General features: G+C 70.2%; 15 protein-coding genes and 2 pseudogenes. 11 read left to right on the top strand and 6 right to left on the bottom strand.

Annotated elements, in window-relative coordinates; all coding sequences use genetic code 11:
* Nucleotides 1-54 precede the first annotated feature (54 nt).
* The 6 genes from ACGGCP_RS00210 to ACGGCP_RS00235 all read left to right on the top strand — a co-directional run bounded on the left by ACGGCP_RS00210 (nucleotide 55) and on the right by ACGGCP_RS00235 (nucleotide 5395).
* Nucleotides 55-1041 (top strand): aldo/keto reductase, encoded by a 987-nt coding sequence (locus ACGGCP_RS00210; protein ID WP_392958869.1) that lies wholly within the window; start codon nucleotides 55-57, stop codon nucleotides 1039-1041.
* Entirely contained in the window at nucleotides 1038-1883 is an 846-nt protein-coding gene (locus ACGGCP_RS00215) for an amidohydrolase family protein (protein WP_392958871.1), read from the top strand. Before ACGGCP_RS00210 ends, ACGGCP_RS00215 begins: the two co-directional genes overlap by 4 nt.
* Nucleotides 1880-2710, top strand: coding sequence for a fumarylacetoacetate hydrolase family protein (locus ACGGCP_RS00220; RefSeq protein WP_392958874.1), 831 nt, complete (start codon nucleotides 1880-1882; stop codon nucleotides 2708-2710). The genes ACGGCP_RS00215 and ACGGCP_RS00220 overlap by 4 nt, the downstream gene beginning before the upstream one ends.
* Nucleotides 2707-3996: an enolase C-terminal domain-like protein gene (locus ACGGCP_RS00225; RefSeq protein WP_392958877.1), complete on the top strand. Its 1290-nt coding sequence runs from the start codon at nucleotides 2707-2709 to the stop codon at nucleotides 3994-3996. Before ACGGCP_RS00220 ends, ACGGCP_RS00225 begins: the two co-directional genes overlap by 4 nt.
* The gene (locus ACGGCP_RS00230) at nucleotides 3996-4733 is read left to right on the top strand and encodes an SDR family NAD(P)-dependent oxidoreductase (RefSeq protein WP_392958879.1); all 738 of its coding nucleotides are present in this window, start codon (nucleotides 3996-3998) and stop codon (nucleotides 4731-4733) included. The genes ACGGCP_RS00225 and ACGGCP_RS00230 overlap by 1 nt, the downstream gene beginning before the upstream one ends.
* A 227-nt stretch (nucleotides 4734-4960) precedes the next feature.
* Nucleotides 4961-5395 (top strand): peptidase inhibitor family I36 protein, encoded by a 435-nt coding sequence (locus tag ACGGCP_RS00235; RefSeq protein WP_392958882.1) that lies wholly within the window; start codon nucleotides 4961-4963, stop codon nucleotides 5393-5395.
* Between the two features lie 95 nt (nucleotides 5396-5490).
* Here ACGGCP_RS00235 and ACGGCP_RS00240 read toward each other — a convergent pair.
* Nucleotides 5491-5859, bottom strand: a pseudogene (locus tag ACGGCP_RS00240) (helix-turn-helix domain-containing protein); the annotation flags it as partial.
* Complete coding sequence (locus tag ACGGCP_RS00245; protein WP_392958885.1) at nucleotides 5844-6935, bottom strand: RNA-guided endonuclease InsQ/TnpB family protein; 1092 nt, start codon at nucleotides 6933-6935, stop codon at nucleotides 5844-5846. The gene ACGGCP_RS00245 and the pseudogene ACGGCP_RS00240, both read right to left, overlap by 16 nt.
* Before the next feature lie 204 nt (nucleotides 6936-7139).
* Here ACGGCP_RS00245 and ACGGCP_RS00250 point away from each other — a divergent pair.
* Nucleotides 7140-7265 (top strand): annotated as a pseudogene (locus ACGGCP_RS00250) (cysteine hydrolase); the annotation flags it as partial.
* Nucleotides 7266-7271: 6 nt separating this feature from the next.
* On the opposite strand, the gene ACGGCP_RS00255 reads toward ACGGCP_RS00250, so the two are convergent.
* Nucleotides 7272-7775, bottom strand: coding sequence for a hypothetical protein (locus tag ACGGCP_RS00255; protein ID WP_392958887.1), 504 nt, complete (start codon nucleotides 7773-7775; stop codon nucleotides 7272-7274).
* Between the two features lie 97 nt (nucleotides 7776-7872).
* Here ACGGCP_RS00255 and ACGGCP_RS00260 point away from each other — a divergent pair, with 97 nt between their 5' ends.
* Together ACGGCP_RS00260 and ACGGCP_RS00265 are read left to right on the top strand one after the other, a co-directional pair.
* The gene (locus ACGGCP_RS00260; protein ID WP_392958889.1) at nucleotides 7873-8334 is read left to right on the top strand and encodes a nuclear transport factor 2 family protein; all 462 of its coding nucleotides are present in this window, start codon (nucleotides 7873-7875) and stop codon (nucleotides 8332-8334) included.
* Between the two features lie 112 nt (nucleotides 8335-8446).
* Entirely contained in the window at nucleotides 8447-9187 is a 741-nt protein-coding gene (locus ACGGCP_RS00265; RefSeq protein WP_392958892.1) for a maleylpyruvate isomerase N-terminal domain-containing protein, read from the top strand.
* Here ACGGCP_RS00265 and ACGGCP_RS00270 read toward each other — a convergent pair.
* Complete coding sequence (locus ACGGCP_RS00270) at nucleotides 9184-9546, bottom strand: MerR family transcriptional regulator (protein ID WP_392958894.1); 363 nt, start codon at nucleotides 9544-9546, stop codon at nucleotides 9184-9186. The genes ACGGCP_RS00265 and ACGGCP_RS00270 overlap by 4 nt on opposite strands.
* 56 nt (nucleotides 9547-9602) lie before the next feature.
* Between ACGGCP_RS00270 and ACGGCP_RS00275 the strand changes: the two genes are divergently transcribed.
* Nucleotides 9603-10754 carry an alkene reductase gene (locus ACGGCP_RS00275; RefSeq protein ID WP_392958897.1) on the top strand — a complete coding sequence of 384 codons (1152 nt, stop codon included), beginning with the start codon at nucleotides 9603-9605 and terminating at the stop codon, nucleotides 10752-10754.
* A gap of 243 nt (nucleotides 10755-10997) precedes the next feature.
* Nucleotides 10998-12053, top strand: coding sequence for a phosphatase PAP2 family protein (locus tag ACGGCP_RS00280; RefSeq protein WP_392958899.1), 1056 nt, complete (start codon nucleotides 10998-11000; stop codon nucleotides 12051-12053).
* On the opposite strand, the gene purM is transcribed toward ACGGCP_RS00280, so the two are convergent.
* Nucleotides 12019-13140, bottom strand: a complete 1122-nt coding sequence (purM, locus tag ACGGCP_RS00285) for a phosphoribosylformylglycinamidine cyclo-ligase (protein ID WP_392960393.1) — start codon at nucleotides 13138-13140, stop codon at nucleotides 12019-12021. The genes ACGGCP_RS00280 and purM overlap by 35 nt on opposite strands.
* The gene (gene purF, locus ACGGCP_RS00290; RefSeq protein ID WP_392958902.1) at nucleotides 13095-14612 is read right to left on the bottom strand and encodes an amidophosphoribosyltransferase; all 1518 of its coding nucleotides are present in this window, start codon (nucleotides 14610-14612) and stop codon (nucleotides 13095-13097) included. The genes purM and purF overlap by 46 nt, the downstream gene beginning before the upstream one ends.
* Nucleotides 14613-14947 lie beyond the last annotated feature (335 nt).

Here is a 14947-nt window from a genome sequence, read left to right on the forward strand (position 1 = left end):
GCCGAGCTCGGTACGGACCGCCGCGACGCCCCTTTCGCTCCCATTGGAGGCCCCGTGGACGACCGGCAAGCGCTCCCCACCCGCACGCTCGGCGGCACCGACGTGACCGTCACGGCAGTCGGCCTCGGCTGCGCGCCGCTCGCCGGGCTGTTCGCGCCCGTCGACCCGCTCGTCGCCGCCGCCACCGTGGACGCGGCGTGGAACGGCGGCGTCAGGCACTTCGACACCGCCCCGCACTACGGCGCCGGGCTCTCGGAAGAACGCCTCGGGAGCGCTCTCGCCGGGCGTCCGCGCGAGGCGTTCGCCTTGTCCACCAAGATGGGCCGCGTCCTCGTCGACCACGAGGGCCCGTGGGACATCTGGGGCGAGCCGAACGGGAAGGCCGCCGTCTTCGACTTCTCCTACCGGGGCGCGCACGAGGCCTACCAGGGCAGCCTCGAACGCCTGGGCACCGACCGGGTCGAGATCGGCCTCATCCACGACGCCGACGACCACCGGGACGAGGCCCTCGCCGGGACCCACCGGGCCCTGACGGAGCTCAAGGCCGCGGGCCGCATCGGCGCGGTCGGGGTCGGCATGAACTCGACCGGGGCCGCCGCCGACCTGCTCTCGCGGGCCGAGTTCGACGTGGCGCTCATCGCCGGGCGGTACACGCTGCTCGACCAGTCGGCCCTGGACCGGCTCTACCCGCTCTGCGTCGAGCGCGGCGTGTCGGTGATCGCCGCGGGCGTGTTCAACTCCGGGATCCTCGCGGACCCGAAGCCCGGCGCGCACTTCAACTACGCGGAGGCCGACCGCGGGCTCCTCGAACGCGCCCAGGCCATCAGCGCGGTCTGCGAGCGGCACGGCACGCCGCTGCGGGCCGCCGCACTGCAGTTCCCCGCCGCCCACCCCGCCGTCGCGTCGGTCCTCGTCGGCGCGCGCACCCCAGCCGAGGTCGACGACGCCCTCGCCATGTACGCCCATCCGATCCCCGGCGCGCTGTGGCACGACCTCAAGCGGGCCGGGCTGCTGGCCGAGGAGGCACCCGTACCGTCATGACCCTCGTTATCGACGCGCACCACCACCTGTGGACCGCCGACTACCCCTGGCTCGCGAGCAGTCCCGAGCTGGAGCCGATCCGCCGCGACTACGGCGTCGCCGACCTGCGCGCCAACCTGCGGGCCGCCGGGGTCGACCGCACCGTCCTCGTCGAGGCCGACTGGGGCCACCCCTCGGAGACCGTCGAGTTCCTGCACCTCGCCGGGGCCGTGGAGGAGATCGCCGGGGTCGTCGGCTTCATCGACCTCCTCGACCCGCACCTCCAGCACACGCTGGCGCGCTACGAGAACCATCCGCGCGCCCGCTTCCTCGTGGGCCTGCGCGACCAGGTCCAGAACCGCCCCGACCCGGGCTTCCTGGCCCGGCCGGAGGTGATCGCGGCGCTGAAGACCGTGGCCGGGACGGTGCCGACGTTCGACCTCATCGTGCGGGTCGACCAGCTCCCGGCCGCCGCCGAGGCCGCCGCGGCCGTGCCCGACCTGCGGTTCGTGCTCGACCACCTCGGCAAGCCGCAGGTGCGCGACGGCGACGCCGGGCTCAAGGCCTGGCGCGAACTCGTCGCCCCGCTCGCGAAGCGGCCCAACGTGACCGCGAAGCTCTCCGGGCTCGTCACCGAAGCCGACCACAAGCGCTGGACTCCGAACGACCTGCGGCCGTTCGTCCAGACCGCCCTCGAACTGTTCGGACCGGACCGGCTCATGTTCGGCTCCGACTGGCCCGTCTGCGAACTGGCCGCCACCTACACCCGTGTCAAGGACGCCCTCACCGAAGTCCTGGGGCGCACCGATCCCGACGTCTTCGGCGGCACAGCCGCCCGGACCTACCAGCTAGGAGAGTCATGAAGTACCTGCGCATCGGCGAACCCGGATCCGAGACCCCCGTCGCCCTCTCCGACGGGAAGTACTACGACCTCTCCGGCGTGACCGGCGACATCGACGGCGCGTTCCTCGCGCAAGGCCTCGCGAGCGTCGAGGGCCTGCCCGAGATCGACATCGCGGGCCGCCGCGTCGGCGCGCCGATCGCCAGGCCGGGCGCGGTCGTGTGCATCGGTATGAACTACGCCGCGCACTGCGCCGAGTCGGGCGCGACGCCCCCGGCCGAGCCCGTCGTGTTCTACAAGCACCCCAACACGGTCGTCGGCCCGAACGACGAACTGCAGGTCCCGCGCGGGTCGGTGAAGACCGACTGGGAGGTCGAGCTCGGCGCGGTCTTCGCCAAGCCCGCGTCCTACCTCGAGTCGGAGGCCGAGGCGCTCGACTGCCTCGCCGGGCTCGTCGTCGTCAACGACGTCTCCGAGCGCGACTTCCAGATCGAGCGCTCGGGCGGCCAGTTCTCGAAGGGCAAGGCCTGCCCCACGTTCACGCCGATGGGCCCGTACCTGACGACGCTCGACGAGGTCGCCGACCCGCAGGCCCTGCGCCTGTGGTCGAAGGTCAACGGCGAGGCCCGCCAGGACTCCAGCACCGCCGACATGATCTTCTCCTTGGCGCACATCGTGTTCCACATGTCGCAGTTCATGGCGTTCGACCCGGGCGACCTGCTGCTCACCGGCACCCCCGAGGGCGTCGCGCTCTCCGGCCGCTTCCCGTACCTGCGCGCCGGGGACGTCAGCGAGGTCGGCATCGACGGATTGGGCGCCACCGCGAACCCCGTGGTCGACGCGAAATGACCGTCACCGCGGTGGACGTGCTCGACGTCCGCTTCCCGACCTCGCGCAGCCTCGACGGCTCCGACGCGATGAACCCCGACCCGGACTACTCGGCCGCGTACGTCGTCCTCCACGCCGACGACGGCCATGAGGGCCACGGGTTCACGTTCACGATCGGCAGGGGCAACGACATCTGCTGCGCCGCCATCGAGACGCTCAGCGAGTACGTGATCGGGTTCGATGTGGACGGCCCGGCCGCGCTCGGCGAGCTGTACAGGCGGCTCACGCACGACTCGCAGATCCGCTGGCTCGGCCCGGAGAAGGGCGTCATGCACCTCGCGGCGGCCGCGCTCGTGAACGCCGCGTGGGACCTCGCCGCACGCCGCGCCGGGCTGCCGCTGTGGAAGTACCTCACCGGGCTCGCCCCCGAGGAGGTCGTCGCCTGCATCGACTGGCGGTACCTCTCCGACGCGCTCACCCCCGAAGAGGCCCTTGCGATCCTGCGCGAAGGCGAGGACGGGAAGGCCGACCGGATCGCGGCGATCGAACGCGACGGCTACCCGGCGTACACGACCTCCCCGGGCTGGCTCGGCTACGACGACGCGAAGGTCGTGCGCCTCGCCCGCGAGGCCGTCGCCGAGGGGTACACGCAGATCAAGCTCAAGGTCGGGGCCGACCTCGAGGACGACCGCCGCCGCTTCGCCGCCGCCCGCGCGGCCGTCGGCCCCGGGATCCGGATCGCGGTCGACGCGAACCAGCGCTGGGACGTCGACCAGGCCGTCGACTGGGTGAAGGCCCTCGCCGAGTTCGACCCGTGGTGGATCGAGGAGCCCACGAGCCCCGACGACGTGCTCGGGCACGCCGCGATCCGCGAACGCCTGGCCCCGATCAAGGTCGCCACGGGCGAGCACGTCCAGAACCGGATCGTGTTCAAGCAGCTGCTCCAGGCCGGGGCGATCGACTTCCTTCAGCTCGACGCCGCGCGCGTCGCGGGCGTCAACGAGAACCTCGCGATCCTCCTGCTGGCGAAGAAGTTCGGCGTCCCCGTCTGCCCGCACGCGGGCGGCGTGGGCCTGTGCGAACTCGTCTGCCACCTGTCCATGTTCGACTACACCTCGGTGAGTGCGACCATGGAGGACAGGGTGATCGAGTACGTCGACCACCTCCACGAGCACTTCGTCGATCCGACGGTCATCGAGAACGGCCGCTACCGGGCCCCGACCGCGCCGGGCTTCTCCGCGGAGATGCGGCGCGACAGCCTGGTCCGGTTCTCCTACCCGCACGGTCCTGAATGGAGAAGCAACTGATGCAAGGCTTCGAAGGCCTCACCGTCGTCGTCTCCGGCGGCGCCTCCGGCATCGGCGCGGCCGCGGCGGACGCGTTCGCCGCGCGCGGCGCGCGCGCCGCCGTCCTCGACCTCAACGCGAACCCGGCGCACTGGTCGCACAAGTGCGACGTCGCCGACGACAACCAGGTGCGCCTGGCCGTCGCCGCCGTCAAGGAGGAGTTCGGCGGGATCGACATCGTCGTGAACAACGCCGGGATCGGCGCGGTCGGCACCGTGGAGGACAACTCCGACAAGCAGTGGTTCCGCGTCCTCGACGTCAACCTCCTCGGCATGGTCCGCCTCTCGCGCGCGTGCCTGCCGCACCTGCGCGAGTCCGCCGCCCCCGCGATCGTCAACACCACCTCGATCGCGGCCCTCACGGGCCTGGTCAACCGCGCCCTGTACTCGGCGTCGAAAGGCGCGGTCCACTCGCTCACCCTCGCGATGGCCGCCGACCATGTCGGCGAGGGCATCCGCGTCAACTGCGTCAGCCCCGGCACGGCCGACACGCCGTGGGTGCAGCGGCTCCTCGAGCAGGCCGACGACCCGGCCGCCGAGCGCGCACGCCTGGAGGCCCGCCAGCCGACCGGCCGCCTCGTCGGCCCCGAGGAGGTCGCGGCCGCGATCGTCTACCTCGCCGACCCCCAGAACAAATCGCTCACCGGCACCAGCCTCGCCGTCGACGGCGGCGTCGGGGGCCTGCGCATCGTCCGCTAAGTTGTAAGGAATCCCTCCAGTTTCATTGCGGCGCAAGGGTAATGCGAAACCACTTGCGCCGCAATCGGTTGCCCGGACTCCCGGAAAGGGAGGAGATTCACGGAGGGCATCCAACACAGCACCCGCACGCGTCTCCTGTATGCACGGACCGCACCAAACCAGGTGCAACCGTGCCAAACATGCGAGAAGCGGCGCGAATCCGCGCCGCACGGCGAAAGGTGCTCACCATGGGCAAGATCGAATCGATGAAGCGACGCGTCAAGGCCGGCGCCGCCATGGCCGGCGTCGCGGTGGTCGCGGGCCTCACCCTGACCGCCGGTTCGGCGCAGGCCGAGACGGAGACCGACGCCGAGATCCTGGCCGGCGGCTGCGCCTCGGGTTACGTCTGCGGCTGGGAGAACTCCGGCTACAGCGGCGACAAGTGGGTCAACTGGCGCGTCGGCGCCGTCGGCTCCACCTACGAGATCGACTGGTGGAACGGCGACAACGAGATCTCCTCGATCTCCAACGAGTCGAACAAGATCCTCCGCCTCTACGCGAACGACGGCGCCACCGGCGCCTACTTCTGCCTCGGCCCGGGTGTGGACATCCGCAACCTGAGCGACCTCGAGCCGGACCGCAACGACTGGATCGAGAGCATCCGCGTCGTCAGCGCCTGCTGACGACCACCTGACCCGGGTCGCGGCGGCCTCCCCCGCCGCGACCCGCTTGCACCGCGACCGGCGGACGGGCTGCGACCCTTCCGCCGGTCCGGCGCTCACACCGCGATCCGGAACCGGTTCCGGTAGCCCGTCGGCGTCGTGTCCAGGATCCGCCGGAACGCCCGCACCAGCGTGTCCGTCGTGCCGAACCCGCACGCCGCCGCCACCCGCTCCAGCGTGTCGTCCGTGGTCTCCAGCCTGTTGCGGGCCGCCTCCACCCGCGCCGACTCGATGTACGCCCGCGGCGTCATCCCCAACTCCGCCTTGAAGATCCGCGTCACCTGCCGCTCGCTCACGTGCGCCTCGGCCGCCAGCTGCGGGACCGTCAGCGGCTCGGCCAGATGCCGTGTGATGAAGTGCCGCAGCACCTCCACGCGCCGCGTCGTCGACACCGGGCCCAGCGACACGGTCAACTGCCATCGGCCATAGCCGCTGGCTTGTCGCTCGTGTCCGTCGCTGGCTGCGGCGTGTCGGCGACATTAGGCGTATTGACGAAAGCCCATGTAGTTCGTGCGCGGTCGCGGATGTTGATCGCGGCTACCTGGTCGGCGGGTCCAGCGAGACCGCACCGCCGACAGGCGAAAGAGGCTTGGTTCGGCCGGTTGGCCTTCGCGACATGCCCGCACCGCGGGCAGGTCCTAGAGGTGTTCCGTGGGTCGATCACGACCACAGGGACTCCGGCCCGTTTCGCCTTGTAGGCGATGAAGGTCTGGAGTTGGTGGAAGGACCACGAGTTGAGCTCGCCTCGCTGGGCGGCTGGGAGCCGTACCCGGTCGCGGATACCGGCAAGGTCTTCGATGCTGATACCCCTCCCGGTGCGTTCAGCCGACGCTACGAGCTGCTTCGCGATCCGATGGTTCGTGTCTTTGACCGCCCGCGCCTCACGACGCGAACGGGCCTTGAGTTTCTTCTTCGCCGACTTCGTGGCCTTCGCCTGGAGTTCGGCGCGGACCTTCGCCATCCGCTTGCGGTAACGCCGCAACCCGGCACCGCAGTGGTTGTCGCCGTCGGAGGTGGTCGCGATGTTGACGATGCCCATGTCGACGCCGATGAAGTCGATCGGGTCGGTGTTCGCCTCGGCGTCGGCGATGTCGACCGTGGCGCACAAGTACCAGGTGCCATCGCGGCGGACCAGATCCGATTCGCCATGTCGGTGCTCCTTCAACACCTGCAACTGGTCGGGCTGTCCGGTGAAGGCGATGCCGCGCATCCGCCCGGCCACGGTCCAGATCGACACCGTCCGCGCACCGTGGTCCCAGGACAGGCACCGGTCGTCGAACGCCTGCGCCGCATCGGCCCGGAAGATCACCGGCTTCGATGTCGCCTTCGCAGCGCGTTTGCCATGCAGCCGAACGGCTTTGATGAGCGCCGCGATAGTCGCGTAGGCGTGACTGGCTTTCTTGATGACCAGCTGCGCGATCTGCGAGCCGAACCCCCGAATCGCGCAGTTCGGTGTAGGTGTGCTGGCGCAGCGCGTACTCGCGCGGCACCCCGTGCGCAAAGGCAGTCGCGGAGGTCCAGTTCGCGGCCTCGTTGACCGCGCGCAGCGTCGCGGCCAGCGCCGCCGCCTGCTCCGGCGTCGGCAGCAATTTCACCTGCACGACCTGTTTGCCCACACATACGAAGATAGATGCTTTGTATGACAGGGACCAACTCCCGCTACCCGTACGGGTGACATGAGGGCCGCCACAATTTGCATGTCGTCTGCGCGACCCGCCCGCTCGCGAGCGCCGTCGCCGAGGTGAGCGCCGAGCAGCTGCACCGCAGCGCGCTGGCGACGATCGCCGACGCGTACGGCGTGGTCGTCCCCTCGGCCGCCGACCTCAAGTAGCGGAGGTCAGCCGCTCCCCGGGGCGGAAACCCTTGGGGCGGTGTCCTTCTCGGCAACGGCCGCCGCGACTTCCTTGACGGCACCGCGGATCAGGTCGCCGTAGGGGCCTTCGGGAAGCGCCGGGGCGGCCTGCTCGGCGGCGTCGATATGCGCTTGCGCCGCTGCGAAGGAGCCGAGTCGGCGGTAGTCGTCCGCGAGGTTGAGGTGGAGCGACGGGTAGAAGCCTGCGAGCTGGAGTCCCGCGTGGTGGGCCTGCACGCGCTCGTCGGTGGCGGCGTCGGCGGCGTCGAGGGCGCGCACGTCCCAGGCGAGGGCCTCGGCGGCGTCGTCGTAGAGGTCGGCCAGGGAGTGGGCGAGGGTGCAGCGGTGGAGCGGGTCGCCGGTGACGCCGATGCGGGCCCAGAGGTCGAGCAGTTCGGCTCGGGCGCTTGCGGTGTCGCCGTTCTGGCCGCGCATGACGGCCTGCCCGATGGCCTCCATGGTCGGGTCCGCGGCGGGAGTCTCGGTCATGGGGAAATTGTGCGTGACGGGTCCGACAGTCCGGGGATGTCACATTTCGGGGGGCTGTCCCGTCATAGGGGTGAACCTGATCGGAAGGACCCCTGAGATGACTGACATGCAGGCCGTCGCGGACCGCGTCGCGATCGAGGCGCTGCGCGCCGAGTTCGCCGACTGCACCATGATGCGCGACTACGACCGGCTCGCCTCGCTGTTCACCGAGGACGGCGCGCTCCGGATGCCGAACATCCCCGTCGAGCTCGAAGGGCGCGAGCAGATGCTCGCGTGGGGGCGGCTCGCGCCCACGAAGTGGCGGTACTTCATCCAGACCTCGCACCCGGGCGTGATCGTGCTGGAGGGGGACACCGCGCACGGCCGCGCCTACATCCAGGAGCTGCTGGAGCTGAACGACGGCAGCGGGCACCAGAACATCGCGATCTACCACGATCGGTACGCGCGCACCGAGAACGGGTGGAAGTTCACCGAGCGCGTCTACGAGGTGCGGTACCTCGACTCGGCCGCACTCACCGGCACCGGAGCCGTCGTTCCCGTTCCGGCCCAAGCAATCTGACCGATTACATCGAAGGTCGTGAACGCCGTGCGCCGAAAGGAGGTGGCAGTCGGGCCGAAGCCGAGGGACCTGGAGGGAGCGCCGGGTCACACTCGTGGATAGTCTGGGAGGTATGGATGCTGCGTCGTTTCTCCGCCATTTCCGGCGCGAGCTCGACGCGTTCGGCGCCTGCCTGGCCGGCGGTGACCTGGACGCGCCGATCGAGCACGGAGACGAGGACCGGACCCTCGCCGAACTCGCCGCGCACGTGGGCACCGCGAACCTGTTCGCCGCCGCGGCCGTCACCGACTGGGACGGGCGGCCCGAGCCGCCCGACGGGACCCCGCCGAAGGTGCCCGAGGACCGGTACGAGCTGACCCGCTGGGTCGACGGCACCGGCGAGGTGCTGCTCATGGCGCTCGACATCGATCCCGAAGCGCCCGCATGGGGCTACTACACGCCGCCGACGGCGGGGTACTGGCAGCGCTCGCGCGCGGTGTCGATGATGCTGCACCGGTGGGACGCCGAGCGTGCCATCGGGGCGGGCGGCAGCGGCGAGCCGGGCACCGGGAAGACGGCCCCGCTCGATCCGGAGCTGGCGTGCGAGGGCATCTCGGAGGTCTTCGACGTGCTGGCGCCCAGGCAGATCGGGCGCGGCAAGGCCTGGCCGCCGGACGTGTGCATCCGCTTGGAGGCGACGGACACGGGCGACTGGTGGGTCTTCGGCCCCGGCGAGCCGGTGGCGGACATCGAGGGCACCGCAGGCGACCTCCTGCTCCTGTTGCGCGGCAGGCGGACTCCGGCCGACAACGTCTTCCACTGGACCGGCGACCGCGACGCCGCCCTCGCAGTCCTCAAGGGCCCCTTGGCTTAAGCCGGAAGGGCCGCTGTGGCGATGACCTCGTCGAGGATGTCGCGGCTGCGCAGGAGGTCCTCGATCTTGCGGTCGATGCGTTCGCGTTCGGTGCGCAGCTCGGCAGCGAGGGTCTCGGTGGTGGACTCGTTCGGGCCGCCGTCGGCGTCGTGGATGCAAGGCAGGATCCCGTCGATGACGCGGCTGCTCAGCCCGGCCGCGTAGAGCACCTGGATCCGGATCACCCGGTCGACCGCGCGCTCGGCGTACTCGCGGTGGCCACCCGCAGTACGCTCGGACGCGAGCAGTCCCTGCTCCTCGTAGTACCGCAGCGACCTGACGCTCACGCCCGTCCGACGGGCGAGTTCACCGATGCGCATGGCGTGCCTCACAATCCCTTGAACCTGACATTGGTGTCAGGTTCTACGGTACCGCCATGACGAACGAATCCGCCTCCAGCGAGGCCGCCGCCACCGCCGCACGACTCCTCCAGCCCGCCCGCCTCGGCGCACACGAGCTGCCGAACCGCCTGGTCATGCCCCCGATGAGCCGCAACCGCGCGGCCGCGGGCGGCGTCCCCACGCCGCTCATGGCCGAGTACTACGCCCAGCGCGCCTCCGCGGGCCTCATCGTCGCCGAGGCCAGCTCCCCCAACCAGGTCGGCTACACCTACCCCGACATCCCCGGCATCTTCACCGAATCCCAAGTGGACGGATGGCGGCTGGTGACCGACGCGGTCCACGCCGCGGGCGGGCGCGTCTTCCTCCAGATCGAGCACGGGGGACGCATCGGCCACCCCGAGACCAGCGGCCTGATCCCCTTGGCGCCCTCCGCGACCGCGCTGCCCGGCTACATCCACGTCCCGAGCGGCCACGGCGAACCCGTCGTCGCCCGCGAGATGACCATCGCCGACATCCAGGCCACGAAGGACGACTTCATCGCGGCCGCGCGCAACGCGATCCGCGCCGGAGCCGACGGCGTCGAGGTCCACGCCGCCAACGGCTACCTGCTCAACCAGTTCCTCGCCACCAGCACCAACCACCGCACCGACGCTTACGGCGGCTCCATCGCGAACCGCATCAGGTTCGTCGTCGAGGTCGTCGAAGCCGTGGCCGCCGAGATCGGCCCCGAACGCACCGGCCTTCGCATCTCTCCCGGCAACCCCCACAACGGGATCGCCATGGACGACGCCGACGAGCTGTTCCCGGCGCTGCTGGACGCGCTCGCCCCGTTCGGCCTCGCCTACCTCCACCTCGCCTACGCCTCCCCTACACCGCTGTTCAAGGAGCTGCGGCGGCGCTGGTCCGGCACGCTCATCGCGAACCCGTCGAATCCCGATGCGCCCGAATCGGATCCGTTCTCATCCGAGGCCAGCCTGGCCGCGGCGGCCCGAATCCTCGACGCGGGCGCGGACCTGGTCGCGATCGGCCGTCCGTTCATCGCCAACCCCGACCTTCCCGAGCGGCTGCGCCTGGGCGCACCGCTCACTCCACTGCGCACGGACCTGCCGCTCTACGGCGGAGGGGCGGAAGGCTACACCGATTACCCTGTGATCGGCGCCTCCGACACGCGACCGGTTCTCGCTTGAGCCGCAGGCGATGCCGGTCACGACGCCGTCTCGATGGAACGTGACCGGTATCGCGGAGTATCGGTGCAGCTCAATCAGGCTGCGTCCCAAACCACACCATATATACCGACCTGATAACAAATTCGGTCCAGTTCGGGTGTGGCGGCATCAAAATTCACTTTCGCAGGCGAACATCCATCTATGCCTTCTGAATCGAACCGGCCTGCGACAGCTCGCAGGAGCGCGGGGATCACGGACCGAGGTGTGACCGTCCGTGACGACGCCTTCGTCGGACAAGTCATCACACCGCTGCGCCGCTACATCCCCGTGGGCTGGTTCGACTGGGAGCCGTGGGGCAAGCGCCCGAAGAGCTGGTGGCCCGACCTCTTCATGTTCCTGGGGTTCCTCGCGCTCGCGTTCTTCGTGAGCTACCCGTCGTGGCTCGTGCAGCTCGACTGGGACATCCGGATGTGGGCCGCCAAGGCGAACGACGTGGAGTGGCTGCGCAACCTCGCGAAGGTCGGTGCCGAGTTCGGCCAAGCCCGCACGGTCGCTACGGTGACGCTCCTGATCGCCATCTGGTGCGCACTGCGGTCGCGGTCGATCAGGCCGCTGCTGATGTACGTCATCTCGTTCATCACCCTGGCGAGCATCCTCGGCATGAAGCACCTGCTGGGCCGCCCGCTCTCGCAACACCCGCACGCGCTGCAGCAGGTCTCCCCGGACGGGCCCCTCCTGTTCACCTACCACCCCGAGGGCGGCGGCCCGAACATCACCGACGCCACCGCGTTCCCCTCCGGGCACGCGGTGAACTCGATCCTGCTGTTCGGCCTCATCGTGATGCTGATCGGCCACGTCATCCCCGCGTGGGCGCGCTGGACGCTGCTGCTCGCCCCGCCCGCGATCGTGTTCAGCTCGCAGGTCTTCCTGGGCCAGCACTGGTTCTCCGACGAGCCCGCCGGGTTCCTGCTGGGCCTCATCATCATCCGCAGCGCCAAGCGCGTGCCGTGGCACACCATCCCGCTCGGCCCGCTGAGCGTCTTCGACCCCGCGACGCGCCGCACGATCCTGATCTCGGTGCTGCTCATCCTCGGCGTCATGCTCACGCCGACCCTGCACCTGGTCCCGGCGCTCATCTCCGCCGCGGTGCTGCCCACGCTCGGCCTGATCTGGCTGTGGCTCAGTACGAAGGCGAAACAGCACCGGGACGCGCTCGAAGCCGCCGAAGCGGCGGAGGACGATCCACGTCGTGAAGAGGCGGAGTTCGAAGGGGACCCGGAGATCCCTAGCCAGCCGTCAGATAGTCGCCCGACAGTGTGACGCCGCCGTCGCCTTCGGTCACCTCGCCGATGGTCCAGGCCTCGACGTGGCGGGCGGTGAGCACCGCCAGCGAGCGGTCCACCTGGTCGGGGGCGACGATGGCGACCATGCCGACGCCCATGTTGAAGGTGCGCTCCATCTCCTCGGCGCCGATGCCGCCGATGCGCTGGACGACGTCGAACACGGGGTTCGGGGCCCAGGTGCGGCGGTCCACGTCGATCTGGAGGCCCTCGGGGACGGAGCGGATGAGGTTGCCCGCGAGCCCGCCGCCGGTGATGTGCGCGAAGGCGTGCACGTCGCACTCCTTGGCGAGCTCGAGGCAGTCCTTCGCGTAGATGTGGGTCGGGGTCAGCAGCTCCTCGCCGAGGGTCCGCTGGTTGCCGAACTCGGGCACGACCGTGTCGAGTTCCATCTTGCCGACGCTGAACAGCGCCTCGCGGACGAGCGAGAAGCCGTTGGAGTGGACGCCGGAAGCGCGCATGGCGATCGCGACGTCGCCGGGCTTCACGCGCTCGGGGCCGAGCAGCTGGTCGGCTTCGACGACGCCCACGCCGGTGGCGGAGATGTCGTAGTCGTCGGGCTTCATGACGCCCGGGTGCTCGGCGATCTCGCCGCCGATGAGGGCGCAGCCCGCGTAGCGGCAGCCGTCGGCGATGCCCGCGCCGATGTCGGCGATCTTCTCGGGCACGACCTGGCCGGTGGCGATGTAGTCGAGGAGGAACAGCGGCTCCGCGCCGCAGACGACGAGGTCGTCGACGACCATCGCGACGAGGTCGATGCCGACCGTGTCGTGGATGTCCATCTTCTGGGCGATCACGAGCTTGGTGCCCACGCCGTCGGTGGAGGAGGCCAGCAGCGGCTTCTTGTACTTCTCGGTGTCGAGCGCGAACAGCCCGGCGAACCCGCCGATCCCACCGACCACCTCGGGCCGGACGGTCTTCTTGATCAGGGGCTTCAGGGCGTCGACCGCCCTGTCGCCGGCGTCGATGTCGACGCCCGCGGACTGGTAGGAGATGGTCCTCGGAGTGGTGGTGCCGCTGCTCACGCTGTGGTCCCTTCCCGCACTTGCGTGCTCGCTTCGGTCGATCGCTGGACGCCGGGCTTCGCTGCCTGCGGCGTTTCCATGAGGTGCTTGCCGATGAGGTCGGAAGCGGGCAGTTCGATGGGGTAGTGGCCGTCGAAGCAGGCCATGCAGAGCCGGGACGCGGGCTGCTCGGTGGCGCGGACCAGGCCGTCCATCGAGACGTAGCCGAGGGAGTCCGCGCCGATCTGGGCGCGGATGCCGTCGGTGTCGAGCGATCCGGCGATGAGCTCGGCGCGGGTGGCGAAGTCGATGCCGTAGAAGCACGGCCACTTCACCGGCGGCGCGGAGATGCGGATGTGGACCTCGACCGCGCCCGCTTCGCGGAGCATCCGGACGAGGGCCCTCTGGGTGTTGCCGCGCACGATCGTGTCGTCGACGATGACCAGGCGCTTGCCCTTGATCTGGTCGACGAGCGGGTTGAGCTTCAGGCGGATGCCCAGCTGCCGCAGCGACTGCGAAGGCTGGATGAAGGTGCGGCCCACGTACTGGTTCTTCGTGAACCCCTGGCCGTAGGGGATCCCGGACTCCTCGGCGAAGCCGATGGCGGCCGGGATGCCCGACTCGGGGACGCCGATGACCAGGTCCGCTTCGACCGGGTACTCGCGGGCGAGCGTGCGGCCGACCTCGACGCGGGTGGCGTAGACGTTGCGTCCGGCCAGCTTCGTGTCGGGGCGGGCGAGGTAGACGTACTCGAACAGGCAGCCTTTGGGCTCGGGGTTGGCGAACCGGGTCGAGCGCAGGCCGTGCTCGTCGATGGTGAGCAGCTCGCCGGGCTCGACCTCGCGCACGAAGTGGGCGCCGATGGTGTCGAGCGCGGCGGTCTCGGAGGCGACGGCCCAGCCGGAGGCGAGGCGGCCGAGGACGAGCGGGTGCACGCCCTGCGGGTCGCGGGCGGCGTACAGCGTGTTCTCGTCCATGAAGACCAGGCAGAACGCGCCGCGCAGCTGCGGGAGCACGCGCTCGGCGGCCGCGGCGACGGACTCGTCCGGGTGCGCCGCGAGGAGCGCGGTGATGAGGTGCGTGTCCGAGGTGGTGGTGCCCATGTCGATGCCGAGGCGGTCGACCTCTTTCATGAGGTCGGCGGTGTTCACGAGGTTGCCGTTGTGCGCCAGGGCGATCGCGGTGCCCGTGGAGGTCGACCGGATGGTCGGCTGGGAGTTCTCCCAGGTGGGGGCGCCGGTGGTGGAGTAGCGGGCGTGGCCGATGGCCAGGTGGCCCTGGAGGGGCGCGAGGGTGGACTCGTCGAAGACCTGCGCGACGAGGCCGAGGTCCTTGTAGACGACGGTGCGCGCGCCGTCCGAGACGGCGATGCCCGCGGCTTCCTGGCCGCGGTGCTGCAGCGCGTAGAGCCCGAAGTAAGTGAGTTTCGAGACCTCTTCCCCGGGGGCCCAGATGCCGACGACGCCGCAGGCGTCGCGGGGGCCGGGACTGTCGGGATCGAGTTCCGTGGTGAGTCGACCGTCACCTCGGGCCACTGCAACTCCTCAGTTTGCTGGGCTGATTCGATGGCTTGCCAGCTGCGCCACCTGGAATACACCGATGGCGTGCAAGCTTCGCCATCTGGCGGAACCGCCAGTCACAGTCTATCGGACCTGCGGGAAGTCGCCACCGTCCAACAACGGCGGGTGTGGGCCGGACCCCTCGTTGAAGAGGTGAAACTCACCGCATACCGGCCGACTGAGGTTGGATTCACCCGCACGTGAACGTCATCACGACTCCAGGTGAACGCCAGTCCGAGGCGCGAGGCGCGAGGCGCGAGGCGCGAGGCGCGAGGCGCGAGGCGCGAGGCGCGAGGCGCGAGGCGCACCAG

The sequence above is a fragment of the Glycomyces sp. NPDC048151 genome, from assembly GCF_043202775.1.
Lineage (GTDB): Bacteria > Actinomycetota > Actinomycetes > Mycobacteriales > Micromonosporaceae > Glycomyces.